This window comes from Luteibacter aegosomatis (assembly GCF_023078455.1).
In the GTDB taxonomy this organism is placed as follows: domain Bacteria; phylum Pseudomonadota; class Gammaproteobacteria; order Xanthomonadales; family Rhodanobacteraceae; genus Luteibacter; species Luteibacter aegosomatis.
This window is the reverse complement of record NZ_CP095740.1, coordinates 1,249,079-1,275,461: the sequence shown is the minus strand read 5'-3', so window position 1 is coordinate 1,275,461 and position 26,383 is coordinate 1,249,079. Positions and strand designations below refer to the sequence as shown.

The following is a 26,383-nucleotide window of genomic DNA, read 5'->3' as shown; positions in this document are numbered from 1 at the left end:
CACCGCGCCCTGCCCGCTAAAGTTCGTCCCCGGTAAGCCGATAAGCCCTCCGAAGGACATCGTTCCGAGGATTACCCCATGACCAATACCATCAAACCCGGTATCCAGACCCAGCAGCCGACGGTGCCTCCGCGCACGCCGAACGCCGCCGCGGGGTCGGCCGGCCAGGCCCAGGGCGGCACGAGCGTCCGCACCACCGACGACAGCGTGCGCATCACCGACTCGGCCAAGGCCCTGGACGCCGCCAGCCGTGGCGAAGGCGTCGACGGCAAGCGCGTCGAGGCCATCCGGAACCGGATCGCCGAAGGCACCTACAAGCCCGATCCGCAGGCCATCGCCAGCAAGTTTCTTGCGATGGAAGGCCAGCTCGGCGGCAAGGCATGACGCAGCAGCGCTCCGATTTCGACGCGGCCCTCGTCGGCGTCATGGGCGACCTCGCCCGTGAGGTCGACGCCCTGCATGCCCACCTGATCGAGGAGCGCATGGTGCTGGACAAGGCCGACGCCGCCGCGCTCGAAGCGGTGGGCCGCGCGAAAAGCGCCTCGCTGGATCGCATCGACCGGCTCGACGCGGAGCGCCGCCAGCTCAGCGACGCCTCGGGCATCGATTCGCTCAACGACGCACGCTGGTCGCACACCGTCGAGCGCCTGCTCGAGTGCCGCCGCATCAACGAAACCAACGGCCGCATCGTAGGCCAGCGCATGGGCCAGATCCGCCAGGCCCTCGCCGTGATCTCCGGCGACGCGCCCAACGGCTCCACCTACGGCCCCGACGGCGCCGCCCGGATAAAGCTCCGTTCCGCGACCCTCGCCCAGGTTTGACCAGCCGCGATCGGCAATAATTCAGCGTTTTCACCGGACGGCGCACGACGAAAGCCATGGCAGCGAATCCCCAGCCGACAGCGGTGAACGACGATGGCATCCTGCCCATCGTTCGCGTCCCGATCCTCGATCGCAAGCAGGCGTTGTTCGCCTACGAACTCCTCTTCCCGCGCCCGGCCGGCTCCGACATCGAAGCCGCGTCGCTCACGCATACGCAGGCCACGCTCAGCGCCATCGCCGACGGCAGCCTCAAGCGACTGGTGCGCGACAACCGCGCCTTCCTGCACATGTCGCGCGACCTGCTCATGCAGCACGCCGACATCCTTCGCCACAACGCGCGTCTGAGCGCCAGCATCAGCGCCGAGGTGGGCAACGACGAACAGCTGCTGCTGCGCCTGCGCGAACTGAAAGGCCAGGGCTGCCTGTTCATGCTGGAGGATTTCACCCTTCCCGCCGATCCGCTGCATCGCGCCGGCGTCGACGCGTTGCTGCGCATCGTGCAGTTCGCCAAGGTAGCCGTGGACCATCGCCATCCGGTGGCCGCGCGCGCGCACATGGATTACGTGCACGCCTTCGGCGTCAAGGTGATCGTCACCGGCGTGGACACGCACGAGACCTTCGTCGACTACGCCGACCAGGACGTCGACGGCTTCCAGGGCAAGTACCTGCTTCGTCCCGAGCGCGTGGACATGCCGCGCCTCACGCCCAGCAAGCTCGGCGTGCTGCGCCTGATGGGCGCCCTGCAGGATCCGGACAACGGCCCCGTCGAACTGGGCAAGATCATCCGCGACGACGCCATCCTCAGCTACAAGCTGCTGGGCTGCGTGAATTCCGCCTATTTCGCCCTGCCCCGCCAGTTGAAGTCGGTGGAACAGGCGGCGGTGTTCTTCGGCGTCAACCGCATGCGCAACTGGATTTTCACCATGGCCGTGTCGGGCATGGACGAGCGTCCGCCCGAACTGCTGCGCCTGGCGCTCATCCGTGCGCACATGTGCGAGCAGCTCGCCCGCAGCGTGAAGCCCGAATTGCAGGAAATGGCCTTCACCGCCGGCCTGTTCTCGTTGCTCGATACGTTGATGAACGTGTCGATGGCTTACGTGCTCGAGCACCTGCCGCTCGCACTGGAAATTCGAGAGGCGCTGCTCGAGGGCGTGGGCCCGTTCGCGCCGATCCTCGACCAGATCCGCCATTGGGAACAGGGCGAGATCGACGGCGATTCGGCATCGCATGAACAGCAGATGCTCAAGATGGCCACCATCTACCACGATGCGGCGAGCTGGGCCGATCACGTGTATGCGTTCGCCGACGGGTCGGCGTCGGCCGAAGACTGAAACCGCTCGCTCCGCGGCGTTCGCCGATACGATCGGCTCCCACCCCTTCGGTAGGCAGGCTGCCTGACCCTGGCTACCGAAGGGGTGGGAGCCGATCGTATCGGCGAATCAAGCCAGCGACGACGTCACGACGTGGATCACCACGTACTGCCAGATCAGTAACAACGCCATCGCGATGATCACCAGCAGCGTCCCGGCGGCCCCGACGAAACGCCCTGCCGAATACCCCGGCGATCCCGACAGCCCCATCGCATGCGCGATGCGCGCCACCAGCAACACGATGCCGAACACATGCAGCAGCATCGGCCAGGTCTGGTTGAGCTCCAGGACCAGCATCAGGACCAACGCCAGCGGCACGTATTCCACCGCGTTGCCGTGCGCGCGGATCGCGCAGGCCAGCCCCCGGTTTCCGCCGTCGCCCAGGCCATGGCCATGGAGACGGCGCAACCGGCTCACCCTGATGGAGAGCGCGATGACGAGCAAGGCCAGCAAGGCCGCATAGAGTCCCGTGATACGCATGGATGTCGATCCTGAAATCAGTCGTCCCGAGCCGGCCGTTGCTGCGATCGCCAGATCGACAGCCCCGCCCCCAATACCGCTACCAGCAGCCATACGCTGCTGGCCATCACGTCGGTACGCAGCCACAGCACGCCTCCGGTGGCGGTGACCACCACGGCGCCCAGGCCCAGCGCGAACAGTGCATCGCCCCGGAACCGCGTTCCCGCCGCCATCAGCAGCAGGCCGAAGGATGCCACGAGAGCGGCGAGCACGCGTAGCGTCATGACCGCACCGGGGGGCTCGGGCAGCGAAGGCAACACGTCGCCCAGCGTGCGCTCGCCGATCTGTACCTCGAAACCCGGTCCGTTGCGGCGCGGTTCCCCCGGCACCAGCGTATCGCCGTCGATCCGCGCGAGCACCGTCATCGCCCTCAGCGGCACCGCTTCCCAACTCACGCGCAGGTCGCCCAGGCGCGGTACGTCGGGTTTGCCGCTGGTGACGAGGTAGTCGCCGGCGCGCTGGAACGTGGCGACCAGGTTCGGCGGCAGTTTCTTCTCGTCGGGCGCCACGACGACGCGCCCCGGGAACGCGCGGACCACGGGCTGGGAAAGCCGGAAATGGCCGAGTCTCACCTCGCCCGCCTCGAATTGCCGCCCCTGGATGGGAAACGTGGCCGGGTTGGCATGACCCGACGGTTTGGCGAAGCGCGAGGACTCCACGGGGTGATCCACCCAGTCCAGCTCGTAATGCGTTTCGCCGCCCACGGTGATCTCGCGCCACTGGAACATTTCCACGTGACGCACCAGCAACGGCGATTGCGCGCGTATGCCGAACTCGTCGTCGTGCGGCGCGTCGACGATGCGCGGCAGGCCGTTCACTCGCGTCATCGCACCGTATTGACCCGCCGACGGATGGCCCTCGTCGCCCAGGTCGATCACCGGCGCACCCTGCTTCGTCACGGCGGCGGCATAGGCCATCACCCGCTGCTCGTTCCAGAACAGCAAGGCCAACGCGGCCGCCAGCAGCAGGACGCCGACGATACGCCATGCCCACGATGTTCCACCCATGACTTTGCCTGGTTTCATCCCGCCCCGTCCCTTTCAGGCTGGTTCACGCGTCCAGCCCGGCCAGCGTCTCATGTGGATCGACGGCCGAATAACGGCCCTTGTCGTCGCGGCTCACCGACGCCATGGCGCAGCCGTGGTCGTGGGTGAAGAACAATCGCACGCCACGCGCCAGCTTATCGTCGAGGAAGGTCTTCTTTTCGTCGATGAGCTTTTCGGGCCAGCGGTCGTAACCCATCGTCACCGGCAGGTGCACCCAGGGCCGCCCGGGGATCAGGTCGGCGCAGAACGCCACGCCACCCACCTCGGCGAGCATGAGCCCCGGCGTGTGCCCATCGGAAAACCCGAAACGCACGGCGTCGCCGAGCGAGCTGGGTTTGCCCGCCTCCACGAGTTCGAGTCGGCCGCTGGCTTCCAGCAGCGCGGCCAACTCCGGAATGAACGAGGCCCGGTCGCGCGGATGCGGACGCCGTGCGCGCTCCCAATGTTCCGCACCGACGAGGTAACGCGCGTTAGGAAACAGCAGGCGCGCCGGCGCACCCTCTTCCCAGGCCGCCAGCAGGCCACCCGCGTGATCGAAATGCAGGTGCGAAAGCACCACCGCATCGATGTCCTCGTGGGTGAAGCCCACGTCCGCCAGCGAATCGAGCAGCACGTGGCGGTCTTCGACCACGCCGAAGCGCTCGCGCATCGCCGGATCGAAGAATGCGCCGATGCCGGTCTCGAAGAGTACGTTGCGCCCATCCAGGCCGGTGACCAGCAGGCAACGGCAGGCCAGCGGGATGCGGTTCTGTTCGTCGGGCGCGATCCAGCGGGACCACATCGCGCGCGGCGCGTTGCCGAACATCGCGCCGCCGTCGAGGCGCTGCGAGTTGCCGATGAGCGAGAAGAGCTTCATCACTGCACCTTGCCCAGGCCCGACGGACGGCGGGGATCGCTGGCGGCATCGAGTTTGTTGGTGCGGTGATCCCAGGTGACCACGTTCATGAAGCCCCAGGGCGAACGGTTCTTCAGTACATGGCCCATGGCGGTGAGCGCCTTGGCCGTGGCGTCGTCGAACGCGCCCGGCTCCACGTCGACGCGGTCGGGCAGGTACTGGTGGTGGTAGCGCTTCTGCGCCGTGATGGCCGAGGCGTCCTTGCCGTCGATGAAGGCCAGGATGCCTTCGAGCACCTGGGTGATGATGGTCGAACCGCCCGGCGAACCGATCACCGCCGTGCGGTCGGCACCCAGCACGAAACTGGGCGACATCGACGAAAGCATGCGCTTGCCCGGCTCGGGGGCGTTCGCGAAGGTGCCGCGCAAGCCGAAGGCGTTCGGCTGGCCGGGCACGAGCGCGAAGTCGTCCATCTCGTCGTTGAGGAACACGCCCGTTCCCTCGGCGACGAAGTTGGAGCCGAACTCGAGGTTCACCGTGAGCGTGGACGCCACCATGTTGCCGTCGGCGTCGATCACCGAGAAATGCGTGGTGTGCATGCCGGGATCCGGTGCCATGGCCGCCGGCAGCAGGTCGGACGGCGTGGCCTTGTCCGGCGAGATGGTGGCGCGCAAGCCGTCGGCGTAGTACTTCGACAGCAGCATGTCGAGCGGCATCTTCACGAAGTCCGGGTCGCCCAGGTATTCGTTGTGGTCGCGGAACGCGCGGCGCATGGCTTCGATGGTGAGGTGCGTGGAGTGAGCGAGGTCGAGCTTGCTCATGTCGTAGCCGGCGAGGATGTTGAGCACCTCGGCGATGGCCACGCCGCCGGACGACGGCGGCGGCGCGGTGACGATGCGGAAGCCCTTGTAGTCGACGCGCAACGGCTCGCGCTCCTTCACCGTATAGCTCTCCAGGTCGGCGGCGGTCCAGTTGCCGCCGGCCTTGCGCGTGGACGAGAGCAGCAGCTTCGCCGTTTCGCCTTTGTAGAAACCGTCATGGCCCTGCGCGGCGATGCGCTCCAGCGTCTTCGCCAGGTCGGGCTGCTTCAGCGTCCAGCCCTTTTGCGGTACCTGCCCGCCGGGCAGGAGCACGGCGGCCGAGGCCGGATAGCGCGAGAGGTCGTCCTTGTGATCGGCGATGGTGCCGAGGAAGCGCTCGTCGGGCTGGAAACCCTCCTTCGCGACGCGGATGGCCGGCGCCAGCGAGGCCGACAGCGGCAGCTTGCCGTAGTGCTTCGCCATCCAGACCAGGCCGGCGGGTTCGCCGGGGATGCCCGCCGACAGCGGGCCGCGCGTGGAAACGTCGCGGTTGGGCTTGCCGTCCTTGCCGACGTACACCTTCATGTCCACCGCCTTGGGCGCGGTCTCGCGCGCATCGACGAAGACGTCGCGGCCGTCGGACGCGCGATGCAGCAAGGCCATGAACCCACCGCCCAGCCCCGAGCTCTGCTGCTCGACCACGGCCAGGGTGGACGACACCGCGACGGCGGCATCGAACGCGTTGCCGCCCTTGGCCAGCACTTCGAACCCGGCGTTGGTGGCGAGGAAATTGGCGCTGGCGATGGCGGCGTGGCCGGGGCCGCGCGAAGGCGCCGGGGCGGCCTTGTCCTGCGCGGAAGCGGCGCCCGCGCCGACGACGAAAAAGACGCTCGCGGCGAGCAGGCGCCACGACGAGGTGCGGATCATGGATGTCTCTCCGGACAAAATGCTGCCGGTGAGATTAACGCATCGCGCCTCAGGAGGCGGATTTCGCCATCAGGTGCTCGTACTTGAGCATGAGCTGTTCGCGGGTTTCGACGTGGTCGGGATCGTTCGGGATGCATTCCACCGGGCACACCTCCACGCACTGCGGGTTGTCGAAGTGGCCCACGCATTCGGTGCAGAGGTTGGGGTCGATCACGTAATACAGCTCGCCCAGCGAGATGGCCTTGTTGGGGCACACGGGCTCGCAGACGTCGCAGTTGACGCAGGTGTCGAGGATCATCAGGGACATGGGGCGATTTTAGCGCGTTGCGTGAGTCGGCGCTTTGCGCCCCCGATTCGGCCCCTGGCCGCCGTGAACCATGAATAGGCTGGCTCACCACCGAAGGGTGGGAGCGGACCCTGTCCGCGACAGGGCTTGCGTGAAGCTTCATTCCTCCACATCCCGCCACCCACGGATCCAGCCGACCCTTTACGAGGAAGGGCGCCCTCAGGCGCCCTTCCTTGATTCACGCTTTACGGTTCACGCCCTTACATCGCGACGAAGCGAACCGTCGCGCCGGTCGGCGTCAGCGCATCGGTGACGCGCTGCTGGTCGGCCTGGTCGCCGATGAAGAGGATGATCACGTTCTTGAACGAACCCGGCTGGGCGCTCTTGAAGGCCTCGACGATGAGGTCGGCGGTCTTGGCCGATTCGGGGCCACCGAACACCAGCATGTTGCCCGGCGTGACGCCGCGGGCCACGGTGCCCTGGACGTTCTCGAGCTGGCGCTGGCGACCGTCCTGGCCTTCCTGGTCGTCACCGGCCGGCACGAAATACGGGAACGGGCGGTCGGCGGTCATGCCCTGCATGTTCTTGCGGACGATCTGGCCGAAGAACTGGCTCCACGCCTTGGTGTCCTTCGGATCGGACGGCTTGGCGACGGGGGCTTCCTGCTGGGTGGCGGCCTGGTCGGTGTCTTCCGACTTGTTGCAGGCCGACAGGGCCAGGGAGGCGGTCAGGGCCACGGACGCGGCGAGGAGGAACTTACGCATGATGATCACCTTTGGTTTCAAGAATTGCGCCAGCGCTGGCGCATGGCCTGCTGCACCGCCGGATGCACGAAGCCGGATATATCGCCACCCAGGCGACCGATTTCACGCACGAGCGAGGAGGAGATGAAGCTGTACTGCTCGGCCGGCGTCAGGAACAGCGTCTCGGCCCTGGGAATCAGGTGACGGTTCATGCTGGCGAGCTGGAATTCGTATTCGAAGTCGGACACCGCGCGCAGGCCGCGCAGGATCACTCCCGCGCCGATTTCCGTCACGAAGTCGGCCAGCAGGCAGTCGAAGCCGCGTACCTCCACGTTGGGCAGGTCGGCCAGCGCGAGGCGGGCCAGCGCGATGCGCTCGCCCAGGCTGAAGCCCGGACCCTTGCTGCGGCTTTCGGCCACGGCCACCACGACGCGATCGAACAGCGGCGCGGCGCGCGACACGAGGTCGGCGTGGCCGTTCGTGATCGGATCGAACGTGCCCGGATAGACGGCAAGGCGCTGATTGACCGGCGGAGGTGTCATGGAGGATAGGGCTGGGGAAAACGCGGGCTAGCTTAACGGATCGGAAAGGGTGCGGCGATAGAGCGCGTAGGCCACGTCCCCCGCCTGCCCCTGCCGGTGCGGACGCCAGGTAACGGGCAGCGCCAGGTCCTTTGCCCTGGGCGACTCCACGTAGATCCAGGCCGAATCGGACAGCCAGCCTCCCTCCTCCAGCAAGGCCGCGCCCTTTTCCCACTCGCCGTCGGCGAAGGGCGGATCCATGAAAACCACCTCGAATGGCTTGCCGCCACCCTTGAGCCAGCGGGAGGCATCGTCGGCGACCACGCTGGCCTCGACCTTCAGTCGCGCGAGATTGGCCTTCAACGCCGCGACGAGCTTCGGCTCGCGCTCCACGAAGGTGAGCATGGCCGCCCCGCGCGACAGCGCCTCGATGCCCAGGGCCCCCGTGCCGGCGTAGAGATCGAGGCAGCGGGAGCCCTCGATCACCGGCTGCAGCCAGTTGAACAGGGTTTCGCGCACGCGATCGGTCGTGGGCCGCAGGCCCGGCAGATCGGGCACGTCGAGCCGGGAGTTGCGCAGGGTTCCGCCGATGATGCGGATGCGGCCTGAGCCGTTCATCGATCAGCGGCCAGTGGGGGCGGGGGTGCTAGCATTCGCACATTGTCTTTGAATCCGCCGCGCAATGCTCAAGTTCTGGAAAAAGAAGCCCGCCGACACCGCCTCGACGCCCGAGGCCGCGCCCGCCGAGGAATCGCGCGCTCCCGCGGCCGACCCGGCCTCGCTGGATTCGGCGCCCGGCACGGCCGAGGCGCTTGCCGAAACCGCGGCACCGGAGCCCGAACTCCCGGAGGTCGAGGCCGAGCAGGAGGAATCCGCCGTCGTCGAGGCCGCCGCGGACGCCGCGCAACCGGCGCGCCGCAGCTGGCGCGAGCGCCTGTCCGGCAGCGGCTTCGCCAAGAGCCTCACCTCGCTTTTCGTGCGTCATCCCAAGCTCGACGACGACCTGCTCGACGAACTGGAAACCGCGCTGATCACCGCCGATGTCGGCGTGGAGGCCAGCACCCACCTGGTCGAGACGCTGCGCAAGCGCATGCACAAGCGCGAGTTCGCCGACGCCGATGCCATGCTCAAGGCGTTGCGCGCCGAACTCGTGGCCATGCTCAAGCCGGTGGAAAAGCCGCTCGACGTCTCCACGCACTCGCCGTTCGTGATCCTCACGGTGGGCATCAACGGCGTGGGCAAGACCACCACCATCGGCAAGCTGGCGCGCCGCTACGCCGACGAGGGCCGCGGCGTGATGCTCGCCGCCGGCGACACCTTCCGCGCCGCCGCCGTCGAACAGTTGAAGACCTGGGGCGAGCGCAACAAGGTGCCCGTGGTCTCGCAGGGCCAGGATGCCGACGCGGCCAGCGTGATCTTCGACGCGCTGCAGGCCGCGCGCTCGCGCGGCACGCAGGTGCTCGTGGCCGACACCGCCGGCCGCCTGCACACGCAGGGCGGCCTGATGGACGAGCTGGGCAAGATCGTCCGCGTGATGAAGAAGCTCGACGCCGCCGCGCCGCACGAGGTGCTGATGGTGATCGACGGCACCACCGGCCAGAACGCCATCAGCCAGTTGCGCCAGTTCCGCGACACGGCCGGCGTGACCGGCCTGGTGGTGACCAAGCTCGACGGTACCGCCAAGGGTGGCGTGATGTTCGCGCTGGCCCGGGAATTCGGCCTGCCGATCCGCTACGTGGGCCTGGGCGAAACCGCCACGGACCTGCGCGTGTTCGACGCCGAGGCCTTCGTCGACGGGCTGCTGCCCACGCGCATCGGCGGTTGAGGGTGCGCGGGATGGCGACATCGTGGCGATGAACCGCCGCCTTCGCGTCGGCCTGTATGCGCTGGGCGGATTGTTCGCGCTGCTGCTGGCGGTGGCGCTGATCGCCACCTACGTGGTGCTCCAGCCCGAACGCTTCACCGCCCTGCTGCAATCGCGCGCCCGTGCCGCCGGACTCGAACTCACGCTGTCCAGTCCCGCCAACCCCACGTTATGGCCCAGCCCCGCCCTTGAACTCGAGGGCCTCACCTTGCGCAGCAACGTGTCCGGCACGCCGCTCATCGCCGCGTCGCGCGGCAAGCTCGTGCTGCCCTGGCACACGCTGCTCGGCGGCGAGGCGACGATCTCCCGCCTCGAAGTGGAAGGCGCGCGCATCGACGTCGACGCCGTGTCGGCCTACCTCGACACGCTGCCGAGCCGGCCGTCGACCGCCGGTGCCACGCTGCCGACCATCGATGCCGGGTTTCGCATTTCGCGCGGCACACTGCTGCGCGGCACGACGTTGCTGCTTTCCAACGTCGAGGCCGAGACGGATCGCCTCGCCAGCGGCCGTCGTTTCACGCTGACGGTTTCCGCGAACCTCGCCGACGACACGCCTTACGCGCTCGACCTGGACACCGTCCCCACGCTGTCGCGCGGCGTGCTGACGCTCGCCGACGCGAAGCTCAAGCTCGCCAGCGAAAAACATTTCGAGGCCGACCTGAAGGGTGACGCCACATGGCGCGGCGGTGCCGACGTGGGTGCGTCGCTATCCGGCCGCGTGACGCGCGAGGAAGGCAAACCCTTCGACGTCGTGCTTGCCGTCACGCCGGCCAACCAGAACGATCCGCTCTACGTCGCGCTCAAGCTCGACGGCGAGACGGAACACGCCGACCTGCACATTCCCCCGCTGGCCCTGGGCGAATGGTGGAACGGCATCCACGCGGGCGGCACGTTGACGATGCCGCCGCTGGTGGGCACCTTCGACGCGGCGAACGTGGACGCGGGCAGCCTGCACGTGAAGGGCCTGCGCATCGAGGCCACGCCCGACGCGCCCGCGTCCTCGACCACGGTCGGAAGCGCCCCTTGAACGTCTTCGCCCGCGAACTGCTCCGTTGGTACGATCACCACGGACGCAAGGATCTCCCCTGGCAGCATCCGCGCAGCGCGTATCGCGTGTGGCTGTCGGAAATCATGTTGCAGCAGACCCAGGTGGTGACGGTGCTGGATTACTTCCAGCGGTTCGTCGAGCGCCTTCCGACGCTGCGCGCCCTCGCCGATGCCGACGAGGATACCGTGCTCGCCCTGTGGTCCGGCCTGGGCTACTACCGCCGCGCGCGCTTCCTGCACCAGGCCGCAAGGCTGTGCGTCGAGCACCATGGCGGCGACCTTCCGCACGATCTCGACGCGTTGATGGCCTTGCCCGGCATCGGCCGCTCTACGGCGGGAGCCATCCTCGCCCAGGCGCACGGCCTGCGTTTTCCCATCCTCGACGGCAACGTCAAGCGCGTGCTCACGCGCTACCACGGCATCGAAGGGTTTCCCGGCGAAAGCGCCATCGAAAAGCGCCTGTGGAAGCACGCCGACGACCACACCCCCGCCGAACGCACCGCGGATTACACGCAGGCCATCATGGACCTGGGTGCCACCGTCTGCGTGCGCAGCAAGCCCGCCTGCCTGCTCTGCCCGCATGCATCGACGTGCGTGGCGTATCGCGACGGCCTCACCGCCGTGCTGCCCACGGTAAAGCCCGGCAAGAAGGTACCCACGCGCTCCGTCGCGATGTTGCTGGTGCGCGACAAGCAAGGCCGCGTGCTGCTGGAGAAGCGTGGCGCGCAGGGCGTGTGGTCCGGCCTGTGGAGCCTCCCCGAAGCACCCGACGCCGAGGCCGCGCCCGCGCTCGCCGCGAAGCTCGCGAAGGTGCGCCAGCCCGATCCCCTGCCCGCTTTCACCCACGTCTTCAGTCACTACCGGCTGGACGTGAGCCCCATCCTGTTCGACCATGCGGCCCCGCTCGCCGCCGTGGCCGACCGCGCCGACCGGCGCTGGTGCGACCGCGAGGCCATCGCCTCGCTGGGCCTGCCCGCCCCGGTGCGCACCCTGCTCGACCATCTTCCGGAGATCGCCCCATGAGCCACATGGTCCACTGCGTCAAACTCGGCCGCGACGCCGAAGGCCTCGACTTCGCGCCCTGGCCCGGCGAACTGGGCAAACGCGTGTACGACAACGTCTCCAAGGAAGCCTGGGCCCAGTGGCTCGCCCACCAGACCATGCTCATCAACGAGATGCGCCTCTCCCCCCTCGACCCGAAGACGCGCACCTTCCTCGCCGGCGAGATGGAAAAGTACTTCTTCGGCGGCGGCGACGTCGCCCAGGCCGCCGGCTACGTGCCGCCCGACGAAAAGGCTTGACGGCGGCCGCGCCAGCCGATTTAATACGCGGCTCCACACGCCGCAACGAACGTTGCAGGCACTCGTGGCTCGGTAGCTCAGTTGGTAGAGCAGGGGATTGAAAATCCCCGTGTCGGCGGTTCGATTCCGTCCCGAGCCACCATCTCGCAACGCTTCCAGAACACCGCGAAAGCTGCGCCGCTAAAAACTTCCCCTCTTGCTAAAAACTCGGGACCATTTCCGGTCGCGAACGTTGAGATGTGCGCGCGCGATCATGCGCGCATGCTTCGACATCCTCTCGTTCGAAACCCTTCCCCTCGCCCGATCGATACCGCGGCCATCCAGCGGCGCCAGCTCGCCATGCGCGGCACCTGTCGTCGGCACGGAACCTACGCTGCCAACGTCCTCGTGCGCGGCGTGGTGATCGCCTCCGGATGCCCGGGGTGCGGTCAGGCGGTTCGACGCTGATGGGTTACCCGCGCGGCGATCGATGGGCAGCGCGGAAGGCGGCGCAGGACGATGCGCGCTATCGGAACGCCTGGCTCGAATGCCCCAAGCACGGCGGCTACAACCCCTATCGGAAGCACTTCGGGAGCTGGGAGCACCAGGAATGCCCTGGATGCCGGCAGGCGCGCTATGAGGCATGGAAGGCGGAAGGCGCCGCGGTTGCTACGAACGGGAGTCCGAATCCTTCGGCTTCCGACCCAGCCACGACGGACGCTCCTTGACCACTTCGCGGAATGAGCCGTGGTGGGCTTTGGCCCAGCGCTCGGCGAAGTACATCGCCCGCTCGAGGGACCGGGTGTAGCAGTACAGCCGATCGTCCCCACGCCCATCAAGGAAAACCTGCGAGATGAACCGGGTATCCCGGTGAGCCGTTTCACCAGCGCAGGCGAAGAGATGGCCGTTCCACCGTGCCAACCACTTCCCCGAGGGCTTGCCCTCGCCGGGGCCGTAGACGCCCTGCTCCCACACTACGGGCACATCAAGGATGGGAGGGCGGGTCGGCATACGCGCACGCTACGCCGGAACCGTCTCAGGGCCTCGGATAACGACCGTCACACCTTGACGGTCAGGCGGACGCGCTCTTGATCGACATCTTCTCAAGGAGTGCAGCACGAGACTTCGCCTCACGCTCCCGGTCAGATATTTTTGTCCGAAAGGCTGCGATATGTTGCACATCGAAGTAGGCCCCGAGAGTCAGCGCGACTGAGGCCCCTATCAAGGCGCCTCCCGCAGCATAAACGGGCATGACCAGCTCGGACCGGTACGCTGCCGCGTAAAGCCCCAACGCCATTGCAACATCGGCAGCGACTAAAAGCCCTATCGTCCATGCGATGGCGCGTGTCTTCCCATCAACCATATGAGCAAGCCGGCGACGCTCATTTCTCGTGAGCCCATCGATGTCACGCACATCAGTCAGCTTACTGAAGAGCACCGCAAGAACTGTCACCGGCCCAAGCTGGATGCCACATAGCGTCCACAGAGGGGCGGAGCCGGCTGAGCCGCCGAGCAGGTGCATAGATCCAGCTACAAGGACAGAAAAAAGGACGCACGACACCACGCCCCAAAGAGCGCGGCTTGCCGAAAAACGTCCTTTCGTCACGTCTAACCTCACTGCCCCAGCTTGGGGTCAACCTCACTCGAATTCACCTTCGAATAAAGCCATTGGTGCATTGCATGGAACAACAAAGCTTCGTTTATCAGGCCGTTATTGTACTCGACTTTAATAGGCCCCGATAGCCTCAGATCACTTCCCCTTATAGTCCCACCTCCCTCTAAGTCGATACGCACATCGCTTTCGGGAAGATGCCGTAAACTCGTGGCTATTGAGTCAAGAACCTTATGTCCAGCTTTAGAGGTCTTTCGATTATATGTAACTTCTAGGGCAACCTGAATATTAGATTCATCAAGAGCCTCGTCAAGATTTAGCTTTTCAAAAAAACCATCTTTAAGTGCAGCCATAAGCATTTCTGCCGCTGCGCCACGGGGCACCACACGAACCCGTGCAGCCTCTGTCTTTTCATGCATCACGATTTCAGAGTGTCTCGCATCAGTTACATCGGATGGATCGATAACCATATCGCTCGTGAGAGGTGCCCCGATGCGAACGGATTTAACCGGCGCCTTCCTCAGCCGCTCATAGGTCTCTTCAGCCGCTTTGTCGTTGAGAACGAGCATCGAACCAGTCTGAATCGTCTTGGCATGCATGCTCAATAGCCATGTCAGATGAGCTTCAAGATGGTTCGATCTCAATGAGGCCGACTGTAAAAGAACTACGTGGTTACCCAACACACCGAAATATAGAACAGAATCCAAAAACTCGCGCCTTTTCTCCGCAGCATTAGCCGCCCCCTGTCCTTCAGAAGGAATCTTGTCAGAGGTCATCGCATCAATGGAGTAATAATCGGCTGAGTCGTCTACCGTTATCACCTGCTGCACGCGACCAGCTTCAAGCGTAACAAGTTGGCCAAAAGTAACTCCGTTATAATCTTCAAATCGATTGATGAATACAACTGTCTCCGATTCTGGATTTGGCTTTTGCTGGCGTGATTTGGGTTTGGAGAATTGTGTACCCGGGCCTATCGTCGACTTAATGACGTCCTGAAGAATTATGCCTCCGCTAATTAGCGCGGATTTGTAGTGAACAGATTTTGTCTTACTAGTCTCGCTCATCCCTGCTTCCCCTGACCGAAATTCGTCTCTCGTGAGACTACGATGTCAGGCCAACCGCTGCCAATCCTGTTAGGACTCGGACTAGGCCGCGTCCTTCGTGACCAGCTCGTGCTCGTAATAGGCGTCGATGGGGTCGGCGAGGATGCGCTCCATCTCGACCAGGCGGCCAGGCTGGGGATCGAGCCAGGCGTCCAGGTTCTCGGGCTTGATGGGGATGACGCACCGATCATGACCGGCGGCCGCCACTTCGGGCGGTGGGTCACGGGTGATAGCCGCCACGCTGTAGAAGCCGGGCTCGTCGCCCTCGGGCTCCACGTAGCGCCACAGGCAGGCCAGGAGCATGTCCTGCTCGGGCTCGGGCCGGAATTCCAGTTCCACGGCCACGTCGCGCTCGCCGGGGACCAGCTCGCGCTGCTGGAGGCGGTGGAGCGACACGCTCTCGAAGAAGCGCCGGGTCACCATGACGCCGTGGTTGTAGCCCCAGAGCTTCCGCCACACGGTGGACAGGGAGTCCATCCGGGCGTTGTAGGTGCCGGGCTTGGCCCGCTCCTTGGCGTCGTCCCAGCCCGGAAGGCGGCAGCGGTAGCGCATGGGCACCACCCGGCGCTCGCCGGTGGCGTGGTCGCGGATCAGCACCGGCGTCAGGTCGCCGGGCCAGATGCGGGCGTATTCGGCGCCGCCGGTATGGTCGGCGACCTCGGCCAGCTTCGCCCGGGCCGCGGCGATCTTGTTGGTGGCCACACGCCGATCGTTCTCGGCCGTCTTCGTCGGCTTCGGCCCGGCCAGCACGCCCTCGGCCTTGGCCAGCCTCGCGGACTGCTTGGCGATCTCCTGCTCGAGCGCCGCGGCCGCCTCACGGTACGCGTCCAGGGCCACCGCCATCGCCTCCTGCTCGTCCGGCACCGTCGAGTCGACGAACGCGTTGCGCATCGCCTTGGGCACGCCCTTGATCCATGTGCCCTTCTGCCGGGCCCATCCGGCCATCTGCACATAGGCGTGGATGTCCAGCTCACCGCCGTGGCGGCGGTACTTCGAGAAGTCGGCGACGATCTGGGCGGAGTAGCACATGGCCTGAGCATAGGACACGCGAATCTCACCGGTCGTGATAAATTCGCGGATCGTCAAGGGAAGCAAGGGAGCGCACGAATGACCACATCGACCGACGTTCGCGGAATTCCGAGGCCGTTCTACTACCCCAACGCCGATGGCATCCGAGGCTTAGCCTGCCTGCTCGTGCTATTCGTCCATGCGACGGGCTGGTTCTTCGAAGGGACGAGGCAATATCTCCCTGGCACCGGCAAGGTCGGCGTCTGGCTGTTCTTCGTCCTGAGCGCCTTCCTACTGACGAACCACCTTCTGCGCAAGACCGTGACCTGGTTCGTCGCAGGCGACTACATAATCGGTCGCGTCCTGCGCATTGTCCCTCTTTACCTGCTGGCCGTCGTTGCGTACTACGCGCTGGGCACCGCAGGCATCGATAGCGCGTCCGACATCTACACAGCCCTGACGTTCAGGGGCAACTACGCGCATCTCTGGACAGTTCCGGTCGAGATGAAGTTCTATGTCATCCTGCTCGCCGCAATCGTGCCCATCGCGCTGATCTACCGCTCTCGCGGCGCCATGGCAGCTGGAGGGGCCGTTGCCGTTGGCGCAACTGCACTGGCCTTTGCCTACCCGTTCACGGGCATGGCTCAATTTCCGACTGCAATCCGCTGGTACGTCCCGTGCTTCCTTCTTGGGTCAGTCGTGGCCTGCATCTATCCTGCGATGCGACCGCGGGTATCGCCGAAGCTCGCCATGGCGGCGAGCCTCGTCCTATTCGCCATCATCGTCCTGCTTACGGACGGTATACGCCCGCTGCTCTTCCCCTCGCTGAATGCCGCAAGCTGGCTCTCCGACAAGTTCATCCTGCTCGGCGGTATCTGGACGATCTTCCTGGTCATGAACCTCGAGGTCGAAGGTGCCGTTGGCGCCATACTCCGCTCGAAGGTCATGTCTTCCATTGGCAAGTGGAGCTATTCCATCTACCTCTTCCACTGGCTGGTGGTCGTGCTACTTGCACACGCGGCGCCGGGAAACGTCCTTGTCTTCATCGCCGCGGTGATCCTGGCCATCGCCCTGGGAGCCGTCCTTCACTGGTGTGTCGAGAAGCCTCTCGCTCGCTTACGGAAGCGGATCGCAAGACTGCTCCGTGAAGGCGTGGATCAACGAGAGGCGCATCCCGCCAGTGGTGGCTAGGCCGATTCTTCGTCTGGCGTGACGACGGCTCCGTAGCCACCCTGTGGAGCTACAGGCCAATTCGGCGCCGGCTGCGTGAGGTCGATGCGATTCACAGCGACGCGAAACTGCTTCCAGGCCGTGAGCAACGCCTGATCTTGGGCAGATGCAACGCCGAGATCCACTGCGTCCTGTAGAGGTGCGATTGCCAAACCTGCCGCTTCGAGCAACCTGTTACGCGTGGCCGTGTTGGTGGCTAGGATTTGTTCGGGGCTCAGCACCGGAGCAGGCGGCGCTTCGAATATCCACGAACCATCCGATTCCTGCTCAGCGGAATATCCGATATAAGCGATAACGCCGTCTGGAATCTGCACTGACACCTTTCCATCAGAAAGGTCCACGCCACCCGTGGAAGGATCCGTGTTTCCGTCCCACTCCGTGATATTCGTCACGATGCCATCTTCAATCCAAGCAAAAAGTGCGATTGTCATCCCGTGTACTCCGAAATAATCAGATAGCCGGCACCACCACTACCGCCTGCTTGAGAGGTCGCGGTCCCACCGCCTCCTGCGCCACCACCACCAGCAACACCAGAGCCACCATTCGACGTGTGAGGCACGCCGCCCGGACCAGCGTAAGCATTTCCACCGGTTCCGCCGATGGCTGAGCTCGTCGATCCCTGACCTTCACGCCCAGAAATCACTAGCAGCGCGCCAGCAACCGAAATAGTTGCTGATCCACCCATACCGTAACCACCGACGCCTACGCCACCACCTCCGCCGCCGAGCGCGGACATCTGTCCAGCAAAAGTGGTGTTTCCGCCCGATCCGCCGACTTGGCCAGAGGCAGTGCCTGCGGCACCAGAGGCGCCCACTGTGAAGGCATAGGTCGGTCCTGACCCCAAGGCGCTGATGGGGCCGAACCATTCGAAATATCCTCCTGCGCCGCCACCGAACCCCAGCGATCCCGATGCGACGCTCGCTTGTCCGCCGCCGCCGCCCGCACCACCGCGGACGTGGATGTATTTTGTTCCAGTAGTCGGCGTGTATGAACCCGCACCGGTCAGGGATCGAATAGCGAGGAGTCGTCCGGGCAAAGCCCTCTTAATCGCTAAGGAAAGCTGGTTGAATGCCGTCTTGTCGGGAGTCAGGCCGGCATCGAGGATCGCGTTAATGATCTCCTGCTGCACAGCGTTGAGCCACTCGGCTGGAACGACGGTGGCGGGAACACCACCCACCGCGCTTCCGTCGGTGAAATATCCGGGTTTACCTGGCGGCGTTGGCGCAGGTTGCGTGGTGGCCGCGGTTGCGTTGTCGATCTGATACATGAGACCTCACTGAAACTTGAAGTTGAGGATGGTATGCGCGGGAGAGCGCGCGTTTAGTTCGCACACCAGAACGGCATTACCGAACGTGCCGAGCGCTTCACCGGCCGTGGAATGACCGGCAAGAAAGGGATTGACCGTGAACTCGGGGGCAGTGACGGTCCACACGAAGAACCACTCCACCCCCCCGACGTGATGGCCCGCGCGACTTTGTCCCGCACGGAACGGTGCGTCGTTGGTTACGGTAATCGCGTATCCGAGCGCCTTCGCCAGCCGAATGAAGTACGACGCCGACTGGCCGCCGCTGTCGGTGAGGCGGGCGACGATCTGCTGACGCTGCTGGGCGATCGTGGGAGAGATGCCCGCGCACGGATCGGGAAGTCCGAGAGTCTCCTGCCACTCGGGAATCAGGTCCGTAGCCGTAGAAGGAAAGGCGCTCGATAGAAGCTCCTGGGCAGCAAGGCTGCTACGCGCGAAGGAAGGCGCCAGCGTGCTTAACGTTCGGACCAATACCGACTCGGGGTCGCGCGTCCAAACGCGCCCTCTCGGAAGTAAGCCCGTCAGCGCCGTCGCAAAATCATCGGCCGTGTATGACGGGATCGTCATGCCGGGTAGCTCATCGTGCCGCGCACGGGCAACTTGCCCGTCAGGTTGGCGATGTTGGACGCGGGTGCGGTTATCACGAAGCCTTGTGTACCCGCGATGGCAGCGATGGCGGCGTTGATCGACGACAGGTCGACTTCGCTTCCGGCGATCGGCTGGCCCTGGGCGAGGAACACCGCGTCGATGGCCGAGCCGATCGCTGCCTTGGTCGCGTCAGATGCCGAGGACAAGCCGGTGACGGTGAAATCGACGGTATTGGCCTGGGGAGCGCACGCATAAACGAGCGCCGTTACCGGCTGCTCGGTGATCAGGGCATCCGCAACCGTGAGCTGATCGCCCGCGGCAACGATGCCGCGTGGGCCTGTCGTGCCCGGACCCTTGTCGAACTGGGATACGCCATCGGTGCCTTGCGGGAAACCTCCATGCACAGCCTCAGCCTGGTCCAGCATGAAATACACGACGACCGTACCCGCGCCGAACCCGTTTGGTGCGCACCAGGCGCGCGTAACACCCGGCACATCGCGGGCCCAGTCCACGTAGTCGGTCGCCGAACCGCCCGACACAGGGTTCTGGTAGGCGAAGAGCATACGGGCGCGCAGCGAGTCGTTGCTCTCCACGTCGGCGCCGCCGGTCAGCGCTGTGGTCGCGCTGCCCGTCGACTGGATGCCGGCGATCGGCGCCTGCAGCGTGAGGGTCGTCCCCACGTCGGCATTGCCATCGGCGCCACGGCCAGTGGGGTTGTTGATCGGGTCGATCGGCGGAAGGACGGCCGTCACCTCGACGGTGACGGTGCCATCCGGCCCCACCACCGCATCGGCCGCGGTCGCGTATGCATATCCGTCGCCCCGCGCCACCGGCCATCCCTGCGGCAGGGACGTGCCAGGCTGGCCTTGCCAGGTGGCGTTACCGTGCGCCGCCGTCGCAGGCTCGCGGAAGACATCCTTCAGCGCCGCCCAGGCCTCAAGAAACTCGTCGGTGGCCGTATACGGGGTGGCCTGCAGGGCGATGTAGTCGAGATACCCGTAATGCAGGTGCGCAAGGCCTGCCGTCGAAACGCCGATCACATTGAGGTTGGAGAAGCGCAGGAGGGAATCGGCGCCCGGCAAGCCGGCCTTGATATCGGCCAGCACCTGGGCGCGCAATTCCGACAGCGTCGGTCGCGAGAAGGGCATGCGTCGTTCCTGAGGGCGCCGGGCGCCCGCTTCGGTTAGGTCGGCAACCAGGCCCAGTCAAAGGCCACGGCCTGCTTCGTGCCGTTGGACCGGTCGACGGTCACTGCGAGGCGCAAGGTGGAAGGCTTGACGATGGTGGAGGACACCGTGACTGCTACGGCGACGTCATCATCGACGAGCCACTGGAGCGCCTCTTTGGCATAGCCACGCGCGCGCGTCGCGACGGCATTGGTGAGCTTCGATCGGTCGAGCAGCCACAGGCGGGAGCCGATCGGACGATCCTCGCCCGCATCGCCCCACCAGCCACGCCGATCTTCCGTCCCGTCCGGGATGACATCCGAATCCTCGGCGACGCGGTCGGTGAACAGGCAGATGAGCGTCGACGTCACCAGGTCGTCACCGGAAGCCAGCGAGGCTCCGGAGAGCACCCATTCGCCCTCGCCGCGCTCGACGTTCCAAACGGTTGAGATATCGGTCATTGGGTCGGCGTCGGCGTGGTGGTGCCGCTCCCATTGGTATGCGCGTTGAAGATGGCCCGGTCCGCGTCCATGGACCGCTTCTTGTCGGTGATGTCGCCGCCGGCGGTGATGTCGCCGGTCACCTCAAGCAACGGCGTCTCCATGCGCACCTTTTCCGATGCAGCGATGGTGACGGTCGTAGCGTTGTTGACCGTCACGGGCGATCCGTGGGCCTCGATCACTATTCCGCCGTCCTTGGTGAAGTGGATGAAGCGCCCGAACAGGTCGTAAATCTTCGTTTCGCCCACCTCGAGGTTACGTGGGCGACTTCCCTGGTCCCCGGTGGCGATGATCACGCCATTGCTTCGATCGCCGCCGATGAACACAAGAACGGCGTCGGCACCCGGCGGCGGACGGGACGTGAACCCAAATTCCGCCAGTCGAGGCGTGTTGTCTCTGACCTCGAGCGGGCCCAGCTTTGCCTGGACGAGCTGGGCCGGACCGTCATCCCGGCTGGACGTGACTCGCCCCCGTCCAATGGTCGCCAGCACGCGCCTGACGATGCGTCGCATGGCGTTCTCGTCGGCACTCATTGGCTCATGTCCGGAATATCGCCATAGACGGGCTGCAGGAGAATGGGCTCCGGACGCAAGGCGTCTGGCTGCATGAGCACCAGCTCGGCGACAGTCCCACCCTGGGCGGAGCGAAGGAATGTCACCTCGCTGATCACGAAGTCGTTGGCGACGAGTTTCAGCCTTGGCAATCGAATCGGCGCCACTGTGTTCGGCCGCCAGAGGTTTCCAGAAGCATCGCGCCAGCTGTCGCAGCGGACGCGAACCTCCCTCGATCGGCCGGCACGGCGAGCCATCTCCCACAGCGCTCTCTTCTGGGCGATTTCGTTACCGCCACCGCCAGCCTCGGCGATCAGAATGAGCCCCCGGTGCCCGGTGACGTTCGGATCCTTAACCGTGAAAAGCAGGTTGCCACCGTCACCCAGGTCCGTGAAAACGTCGACGGCTTGGAGGAACACCTGGTACTGACTGTATCGCTGGTCGGCGGAATACTCGACCGAGGCATCGAGCACATTCTCGCCCTCGACGAAGCCGCTGGCCGCACGCTCGCTCCCTACCTGGGTCAGGTGAAGGTCGCCCGTGGGAAGGTCATAGGCCAGGAGAGCCGAGTACCGCGAGACGCGATCGATGATCTCGAACGCCGATTCGCCGAGCATGAGGTTGAACTGAGGGATAACCGGCAGCCCAGCGATATCGCACGTGACGTTGATCCCGTACACGTCGGCCAGCTTCTGGGCGATGCCCAAGGCGTCGGCGCCACTGATCTGCCCACCAGGCCACTCCGCGGCGCAGTCCACCAGTTCGCGGCACTTCGATCGTCCGATCATCTGGATGCTGTGCTGATCCGCCGAGATGCTCGGGATGAACTTATCGACCTTGCCCGTTATGACGCGGTCCTGGCCGATTTCGACGAAGCACTCTTCGCCAGGCTTAGCGAAGACCCCGGCCAGCTCGCCAGGATGGCGCTCGGTAAGCATCACGCTGAAGTCCGATGGGCATCGCTCGACGCCCATCGTGATTCGGACATCCGTCCAACCGCTTACGGCCTGACCACCTACGGTGATCGTGACCTCCTCGTCGAACATGGTCTACCTCGCCAGGGCGCGAAAGCGGGTTGGCATGAATGCCGGGTGGATGGGACCGGCCTCCCCTACCAACTCGTCCGCCCGGGTAGCGTCGCGGTACAGCCGCTGGGCCAATGCGAGGGCGGTGACCGACCCCGGAAGCACGAAGTCGCGCATGCTCGCCAAGCTGCCAGCCGATGCGCTGATGGCGTCGACCAGGGCCTGCCTCAACGAGCGAAGCGCCAGGAACGACTGGTCGTCTCCCGAATCGCCGGCCGTGGTGATCTCGGCATCGATGACGGACGTGACCTGGTCTCGCACGGCATCGGCATCGTCATTTGATGACGGTGCGTAGGCGATGGCTGCTCGTGCGAGTTCCCCGATGGCGGATCGGCGCAGAAGAGCCGACATAGCATCCTGAGCCACGCCCATGGCGATGCCAGTCTGCCCAGTCACGTCAACCGCGGATGGACGGAAACTCGCAAGGTCAGAGAACAAACGAATTCCATCACCCGGGTTCAGCGCGACGCCAGCCAGAGCGCTCGTCAAGCCTACAGCGCTCGTAGGAAGGGCCTGGACCGTCGACGCATCCAGGGATTGCGCCGAGGCAACGAGGGCGGTGCCGGCGGCGGCTACCTCGGCACGCCCTTGGGCACCCTGCGCCGTGAGTGTGGTGATCGTGGTGGGTACCTGCCCCGACGATGCCCGCGACTTCGCGAACGCCGACGACACGTTGGCGTTCTGATAGCGCCCGTAGTTTCCCGTGAGCAGGCTCGCCATGTTCGCCAGGTTCGTCGCATCCCGTGCCAGGGCTCCGGCGCTGACCTGGAACCCCGCAGCCGTGGCCACCACCTGGGCGACCACCGCATTTCCGAGGCTGAGGACGCCTCGCACCACCCCGACGCCGAGATTCACCGTTGCCGTCATACGCGACACGAAGTCCGCAGCCGACGCCAGCCCGAGCTTATCCACCAACGAGCCGATGAGGCTCGTGTTGGACACGGAGATCGACGGGAAAACGCGTTCGCCCGACTCGATGAACGAGAAGGACAGCTCGAAGTACCGCCCCGCGTCCCACCGCTCGGTGATGCCGAGGGCGCCGTCGGGAATGGAAACCCGCAATTCGCCCAGGGTCGGGTGAACGAGAATGCCGGGGCCAGCCTGTTCGGCTGCAGCGATCATCGCATTGCGCTGGGCAATTACGCTCCCGCCGCCGTACACCAGCGAATCCTCGATCAGGAAGCCGACGAGGCCGATACGGCGCGTGGAACGCCCCAGGTCCTCGACGTAGGGGCGATCCTTCAGTGGGTATTCGTGGACAGCGACGCGGCGCCCGAAGCGGGCCTCGCCGCCGAGCACCGCAAACGGCACGCCGCGGAAGGACGCCTGCTGTAGTTCGTCGAACCAGCTCACAGCGTTGCTCCTACACCCGTGTACCCGATGCGCACGGGGCGCGCCGAGACGTTGCCACTGGTCTTTGCGGTCGCAGTCGTTCCCGGAGGCGCGCCCTTCAACTCGACCTCCACCTTGACAGCGCCATCCTTCGCTCCATTCCCGTAGAGGCCGGAAGGTGCTGACGCCAGCTGTTCGGCCAGCGCTGCACGGCGCGAGGATTCGCCGGCGATGTCAGCCGGTCGCTCGTAGAGCGCCGAAACCACCGCGCCCGCCTCACGCGCCCCCTCCGCCTTCCGGAGCCGGTCACCGGCGCGCGTCTCGTTGCCCTTGGTGAGTTCATGCTGGATGAACCCGAGCTGCTCTTGCAGGGATGAGCTGCGAATGTCCTTTCCTGCCCAGTCGGCGAAGGCACGCTGCCGATCGGGATGCCACTGCGCCAAGCCATAGGCACTGCCGTTGTCACCGACGGCTCGCGGGTTGAGCCCACTTTCTGCCGTGAGGTTGGCGGCGATACCCGCAGCCTGCGCGCGGCTCCAGCCTTGCTGCTCGAAAAACCGGAGGATGCGCGACTGTAGGCCGGCGTCCACCTGGGCGATAGGCCTCGCACCGTTGTATTTCTGGTCGTACCCGTCATACCGTGATGCCATGGAGTACGGGTTGTCCTTCTGCCCGACCAGGCTCAGCTGTGCGCCGATGGCTTTCGTGTAGTAGTGCGAAAGGAAATCGCCACCACGGGTGTTGTCGATCGCATCGCTGATGAGCTTTCCAATGCCCACGCCAGCCAGCCCTGCCGCCGCATACAGGCCACCCTTTCCTACAGCGCCCAACGCTCCCACTTTCCCTGCGGCGCCAGCGCCGAGAGCTGCGTTGGCCGCTGCCGCACCCGTCGCCGCAGATTCCATGGCGGCAAGCTGCGCGATATAGGCGGCGATGCCCAAACCAGCCTTGAGAAGGCTGCCAGTCAGCGACACAACGCTCAGGATGAGCGAAGCGTTCATCACCGCAGCCACGGCAATGGCGGCGTTCTTCCAGCCACCCAGCCAGTCCACGACGCCTTTCACGCCGCTCGCAAAGTCGGCGATGCCCTTACCGATGGCACGCCAGTCGATGCCATTCACCCAGTTCCCGAAATCGCGGGCCCATTCCGCCACGTTGGACGCGATCAGTTCACGGTTTTTCGAGATCCAGGTCGAAAGCTGGGTGACCAAGGGCTTGATCGCCGGGATGAGTGCGTTCCCTAGCTCATTGCGTAGACCACGGCCGGCCGCTTCGACCTCCTCGAGGTTGTTCGCGAAATTCGTCGCAGAGCGCAGCGAGGCACTATCGAGTACCAGGCCGAGTTCGCGCGCGCGACTGGTAAGCCGCTCGAGACCGGCCGGACCTTGTCGGATCAAGGGCAGGAGCGCCGTCAGGCCGAGCTGCCCCGCGACCAGGTTCTGTTGCTGGGCGTTCTTCAACCGGAAGATCGACCCGACCAGCGCCTTGAACTGCGCTTCGGCATCCACGGCGCCATCTGCCGTCTTCTTGATACCAACCCCCAGGCGATTGAAGAGCATCAGCGCCTGCTGGTTACGGCCGTACAACGCGTCCTGCATGGTATCGCCCAGGCCCTGCAGCTCCTGCGTGGCCGCGCCAGACGCGGCGCCCATCAACTGCGCGGCTCCCTCGATCTCCTGAAGGCCCCGGACGCCAACGCCGCTGCTTTGGGACGCATAGGTAATGCTGCGACCGACCTTGGCCCAGCTATCGGCGAGCGCCACCACGCCGCTGACGGATGCCACCCCGGTGATCGCCGAAAGCGGGGCGACGATCGATCCGATACCGCGCGCCGTGGTGATCGCCGAATTGGTGATCGACGTCAGGTTCTTCCCGATCTTCTCGAAACCCAGCTCGCGGCCCAGGCTCTTGAAGGATTTACCGACCTCCTGGAAGGGTCGGGACGCGCGCGCCATCGCGTCGTTGACCTTGCGTACGGTCGCCGTCGCCTTGTCCGTGGCCGTGATGACGATGTTGAATATCTTAGCCATCGTTCGTCATCCTCAGTGCGTGCCCGTACCACCATTCCAGGCGATCAAGGGTGAGTCCGAGCGCATGCTCAGGACCCCACCCGTAGAACTTCGTCACCTCGGCGATCAGTCGTCCCCATCCGTCGGGATCTCCTGACCACCGTCGGTAAAACTGTTCAGGACCCTCGACGCCGCCTGCAGGTCACGCTGGCAGAGCTTCTCGACGGCGCCGCGCGGCACCTTGGCAACCAGGCTGATGAGCGTGATCTGCGAGCCGATGGCGGTGGACGCCATGGATGCCTTCTCCAGCTCACCGGCTACCGGCTCACGGAGTTTCAGCTCCGTGTATTCGATCGCGCCCTCACCCTTTCCGATCAAAACGGGCTTGATGAGTTCGATAGTGATTTCGTCTTCATGCATGTCTTACGACTCCTGTACCGAGCCAGTCGGACCTTCCCATCGAACCTCGATGGTGGCGTCGTCCTGCTTGCTCGTCTGCGATTCGACCGTCCACATATTTCGGCCGATGATGATTTTCCCGTTCGCCAGTTCGGCGACGACGGTAACGTTGGTCATGGCGTTGATGGCCGCCACACTGAGTCCGCCGGAGTCGCGGATCGTTCCGGCAATGTGCGGCGCGACCGGCTTCTCGCTGTATCCGTGGACCCTGTCATTGCCCGTGAGTGTCTCGCGAGTGACCAGCGCGGGGCTGTACTCGAAGGAGCCGACGAGCGGGTAATCCTGCCCATCCACCGTTACGTACACGGTGCCCGCCAGACGGTTGTTATTGTTTCCCGCCATCTCTTGTCTCCAGAAATGCAAAGGCCGCCCGGAGGC

The 26,383-nt window shown here is 65.2% G+C and carries 30 protein-coding genes and 1 tRNA gene; 9 read left to right on the top strand and 22 right to left on the bottom strand.

All coding sequences use genetic code 11. The features are described from left to right. Window positions 1–78 precede the first annotated feature (78 nt). The 3 genes from flgM to L2Y94_RS05880 are packed head-to-tail and all read left to right on the top strand — an operon-like array spanning window position 79 to window position 2,152. Complete coding sequence (gene flgM / locus L2Y94_RS05890; protein ID WP_247373707.1) at window positions 79–384, top strand: flagellar biosynthesis anti-sigma factor FlgM; 306 nt, start codon at window positions 79–81, stop codon at window positions 382–384. Further along, complete coding sequence (locus tag L2Y94_RS05885; RefSeq protein WP_247373706.1) at window positions 381–821, top strand: flagella synthesis protein FlgN; 441 nt, start codon at window positions 381–383, stop codon at window positions 819–821. The genes flgM and L2Y94_RS05885 overlap by 4 nt, the downstream gene beginning before the upstream one ends. Window positions 822–877: 56 nt before the next feature. Beyond that, entirely contained in the window at window positions 878–2,152 is a 1,275-nt protein-coding gene (locus tag L2Y94_RS05880) for an EAL and HDOD domain-containing protein (RefSeq protein WP_247373705.1), read from the top strand. A gap of 108 nt (window positions 2,153–2,260) precedes the next feature. Here L2Y94_RS05880 and L2Y94_RS05875 read toward each other — a convergent pair whose 3' ends face one another. The 8 genes from L2Y94_RS05875 to rsmD form a co-directional block, all read right to left on the bottom strand. Then, a complete protein-coding gene (locus tag L2Y94_RS05875) occupies window positions 2,261–2,671 on the bottom strand; it encodes an MAPEG family protein (protein ID WP_247373704.1) in 411 nt (136 codons plus the stop codon). 17 nt (window positions 2,672–2,688) lie between these two features. Continuing rightward, entirely contained in the window at window positions 2,689–3,735 is a 1,047-nt protein-coding gene (locus L2Y94_RS05870) for a TMEM43 family protein (protein WP_247373703.1), read from the bottom strand. Between the two features lie 25 nt (window positions 3,736–3,760). Then, window positions 3,761–4,612 (bottom strand): MBL fold metallo-hydrolase, encoded by an 852-nt coding sequence (locus L2Y94_RS05865; RefSeq protein ID WP_247373702.1) that lies wholly within the window; start codon window positions 4,610–4,612, stop codon window positions 3,761–3,763. Further along, window positions 4,612–6,318, bottom strand: a complete 1,707-nt coding sequence (gene ggt, locus L2Y94_RS05860) for a gamma-glutamyltransferase (protein WP_247373701.1) — start codon at window positions 6,316–6,318, stop codon at window positions 4,612–4,614. The genes L2Y94_RS05865 and ggt overlap by 1 nt, the downstream gene beginning before the upstream one ends. 49 nt (window positions 6,319–6,367) lie before the next feature. Then, window positions 6,368–6,625: a YfhL family 4Fe-4S dicluster ferredoxin gene (locus L2Y94_RS05855; protein ID WP_247373700.1), complete on the bottom strand. Its 258-nt coding sequence runs from the start codon at window positions 6,623–6,625 to the stop codon at window positions 6,368–6,370. A 239-nt stretch (window positions 6,626–6,864) separates the two neighbouring features. Then, on the bottom strand, window positions 6,865–7,368 hold the full coding sequence (locus tag L2Y94_RS05850; protein WP_247373698.1) for a hypothetical protein: 504 nt from the start codon (window positions 7,366–7,368) through the stop codon (window positions 6,865–6,867). A gap of 17 nt (window positions 7,369–7,385) precedes the next feature. Further along, a complete protein-coding gene (coaD, locus tag L2Y94_RS05845) occupies window positions 7,386–7,889 on the bottom strand; it encodes a pantetheine-phosphate adenylyltransferase (protein WP_247373697.1) in 504 nt (167 codons plus the stop codon). 27 nt (window positions 7,890–7,916) lie between these two features. Beyond that, window positions 7,917–8,486 (bottom strand): 16S rRNA (guanine(966)-N(2))-methyltransferase RsmD, encoded by a 570-nt coding sequence (gene rsmD / locus L2Y94_RS05840; protein ID WP_247373696.1) that lies wholly within the window; start codon window positions 8,484–8,486, stop codon window positions 7,917–7,919. A 64-nt stretch (window positions 8,487–8,550) separates the two neighbouring features. Here rsmD and ftsY point away from each other — a divergent pair, with 64 nt between their 5' ends. The 5 genes from ftsY (at window position 8,551) to L2Y94_RS05815 (ending at window position 12,222) form a co-directional block, all read left to right on the top strand. Continuing rightward, window positions 8,551–9,693 carry a signal recognition particle-docking protein FtsY gene (ftsY, locus tag L2Y94_RS05835; protein ID WP_247373695.1) on the top strand — a complete coding sequence of 381 codons (1,143 nt, stop codon included), beginning with the start codon at window positions 8,551–8,553 and terminating at the stop codon, window positions 9,691–9,693. Window positions 9,694–9,721: 28 nt separating this feature from the next. Further along, entirely contained in the window at window positions 9,722–10,759 is a 1,038-nt protein-coding gene (locus tag L2Y94_RS05830; protein ID WP_247373694.1) for an AsmA family protein, read from the top strand. Continuing rightward, window positions 10,756–11,802 carry an A/G-specific adenine glycosylase gene (mutY, locus tag L2Y94_RS05825; RefSeq protein ID WP_247373693.1) on the top strand — a complete coding sequence of 349 codons (1,047 nt, stop codon included), beginning with the start codon at window positions 10,756–10,758 and terminating at the stop codon, window positions 11,800–11,802. Before L2Y94_RS05830 ends, mutY begins: the two co-directional genes overlap by 4 nt. Then, window positions 11,799–12,080, top strand: coding sequence for an oxidative damage protection protein (locus L2Y94_RS05820; protein WP_247373692.1), 282 nt, complete (start codon window positions 11,799–11,801; stop codon window positions 12,078–12,080). Before mutY ends, L2Y94_RS05820 begins: the two co-directional genes overlap by 4 nt. 66 nt (window positions 12,081–12,146) lie before the next feature. Further along, window positions 12,147–12,222, top strand: a tRNA-Phe gene (locus L2Y94_RS05815). Window positions 12,223–13,131: 909 nt separating this feature from the next. On the opposite strand, the gene L2Y94_RS05810 is transcribed toward L2Y94_RS05815, so the two are convergent. From L2Y94_RS05810 to L2Y94_RS05800, 3 genes are all read right to left on the bottom strand, one after another. After that, window positions 13,132–13,665, bottom strand: a complete 534-nt coding sequence (locus L2Y94_RS05810) for a hypothetical protein (protein ID WP_247373691.1) — start codon at window positions 13,663–13,665, stop codon at window positions 13,132–13,134. 8 nt (window positions 13,666–13,673) lie between these two features. Then, complete coding sequence (locus L2Y94_RS05805) at window positions 13,674–14,735, bottom strand: hypothetical protein (RefSeq protein ID WP_247373690.1); 1,062 nt, start codon at window positions 14,733–14,735, stop codon at window positions 13,674–13,676. Between the two features lie 81 nt (window positions 14,736–14,816). Next, on the bottom strand, window positions 14,817–15,821 hold the full coding sequence (locus L2Y94_RS05800; protein WP_247373689.1) for an SOS response-associated peptidase family protein: 1,005 nt from the start codon (window positions 15,819–15,821) through the stop codon (window positions 14,817–14,819). Window positions 15,822–15,881: 60 nt separating this feature from the next. Between L2Y94_RS05800 and L2Y94_RS05795 the strand changes: the two genes are divergently transcribed. Continuing rightward, entirely contained in the window at window positions 15,882–16,973 is a 1,092-nt protein-coding gene (locus tag L2Y94_RS05795) for an acyltransferase family protein (protein ID WP_247373688.1), read from the top strand. Here the strand turns inward: L2Y94_RS05795 and L2Y94_RS05790 are convergent. The 11 genes from L2Y94_RS05790 to L2Y94_RS05740 all read right to left on the bottom strand — a co-directional run bounded on the left by L2Y94_RS05790 (window position 16,970) and on the right by L2Y94_RS05740 (window position 26,347). After that, the gene (locus L2Y94_RS05790) at window positions 16,970–17,443 is read right to left on the bottom strand and encodes a tail fiber assembly protein (RefSeq protein WP_247373686.1); all 474 of its coding nucleotides are present in this window, start codon (window positions 17,441–17,443) and stop codon (window positions 16,970–16,972) included. The genes L2Y94_RS05795 and L2Y94_RS05790 overlap by 4 nt on opposite strands. After that, the gene (locus tag L2Y94_RS05785) at window positions 17,440–18,279 is read right to left on the bottom strand and encodes a hypothetical protein (protein WP_247373685.1); all 840 of its coding nucleotides are present in this window, start codon (window positions 18,277–18,279) and stop codon (window positions 17,440–17,442) included. Before L2Y94_RS05785 ends, L2Y94_RS05790 begins: the two co-directional genes overlap by 4 nt. A gap of 6 nt (window positions 18,280–18,285) precedes the next feature. Continuing rightward, window positions 18,286–18,882, bottom strand: a complete 597-nt coding sequence (locus tag L2Y94_RS05780; RefSeq protein WP_247373683.1) for a YmfQ family protein — start codon at window positions 18,880–18,882, stop codon at window positions 18,286–18,288. After that, window positions 18,879–20,051 carry a baseplate J/gp47 family protein gene (locus tag L2Y94_RS05775; protein WP_247373681.1) on the bottom strand — a complete coding sequence of 391 codons (1,173 nt, stop codon included), beginning with the start codon at window positions 20,049–20,051 and terminating at the stop codon, window positions 18,879–18,881. Before L2Y94_RS05775 ends, L2Y94_RS05780 begins: the two co-directional genes overlap by 4 nt. 35 nt (window positions 20,052–20,086) lie before the next feature. Next, the gene (locus tag L2Y94_RS05770) at window positions 20,087–20,530 is read right to left on the bottom strand and encodes a phage GP46 family protein (protein WP_247373679.1); all 444 of its coding nucleotides are present in this window, start codon (window positions 20,528–20,530) and stop codon (window positions 20,087–20,089) included. Continuing rightward, window positions 20,527–21,081, bottom strand: coding sequence for a phage baseplate assembly protein V (locus L2Y94_RS05765; protein WP_247373677.1), 555 nt, complete (start codon window positions 21,079–21,081; stop codon window positions 20,527–20,529). The genes L2Y94_RS05770 and L2Y94_RS05765 overlap by 4 nt, the downstream gene beginning before the upstream one ends. Window positions 21,082–21,098: 17 nt before the next feature. After that, window positions 21,099–22,166 carry a phage baseplate assembly protein gene (locus tag L2Y94_RS05760; RefSeq protein WP_247373675.1) on the bottom strand — a complete coding sequence of 356 codons (1,068 nt, stop codon included), beginning with the start codon at window positions 22,164–22,166 and terminating at the stop codon, window positions 21,099–21,101. A 3-nt stretch (window positions 22,167–22,169) separates the two neighbouring features. Further along, entirely contained in the window at window positions 22,170–23,558 is a 1,389-nt protein-coding gene (locus tag L2Y94_RS05755; RefSeq protein ID WP_247373673.1) for a DNA circularization protein, read from the bottom strand. Beyond that, complete coding sequence (locus L2Y94_RS05750; RefSeq protein WP_247373671.1) at window positions 23,555–25,567, bottom strand: phage tail tip lysozyme; 2,013 nt, start codon at window positions 25,565–25,567, stop codon at window positions 23,555–23,557. The genes L2Y94_RS05755 and L2Y94_RS05750 overlap by 4 nt, the downstream gene beginning before the upstream one ends. Window positions 25,568–25,672: 105 nt before the next feature. Continuing rightward, window positions 25,673–25,966, bottom strand: coding sequence for a phage tail assembly protein (locus L2Y94_RS05745; RefSeq protein WP_247373670.1), 294 nt, complete (start codon window positions 25,964–25,966; stop codon window positions 25,673–25,675). A gap of 3 nt (window positions 25,967–25,969) precedes the next feature. Continuing rightward, entirely contained in the window at window positions 25,970–26,347 is a 378-nt protein-coding gene (locus tag L2Y94_RS05740; RefSeq protein ID WP_247373669.1) for a phage tail tube protein, read from the bottom strand. Window positions 26,348–26,383 lie beyond the last annotated feature (36 nt).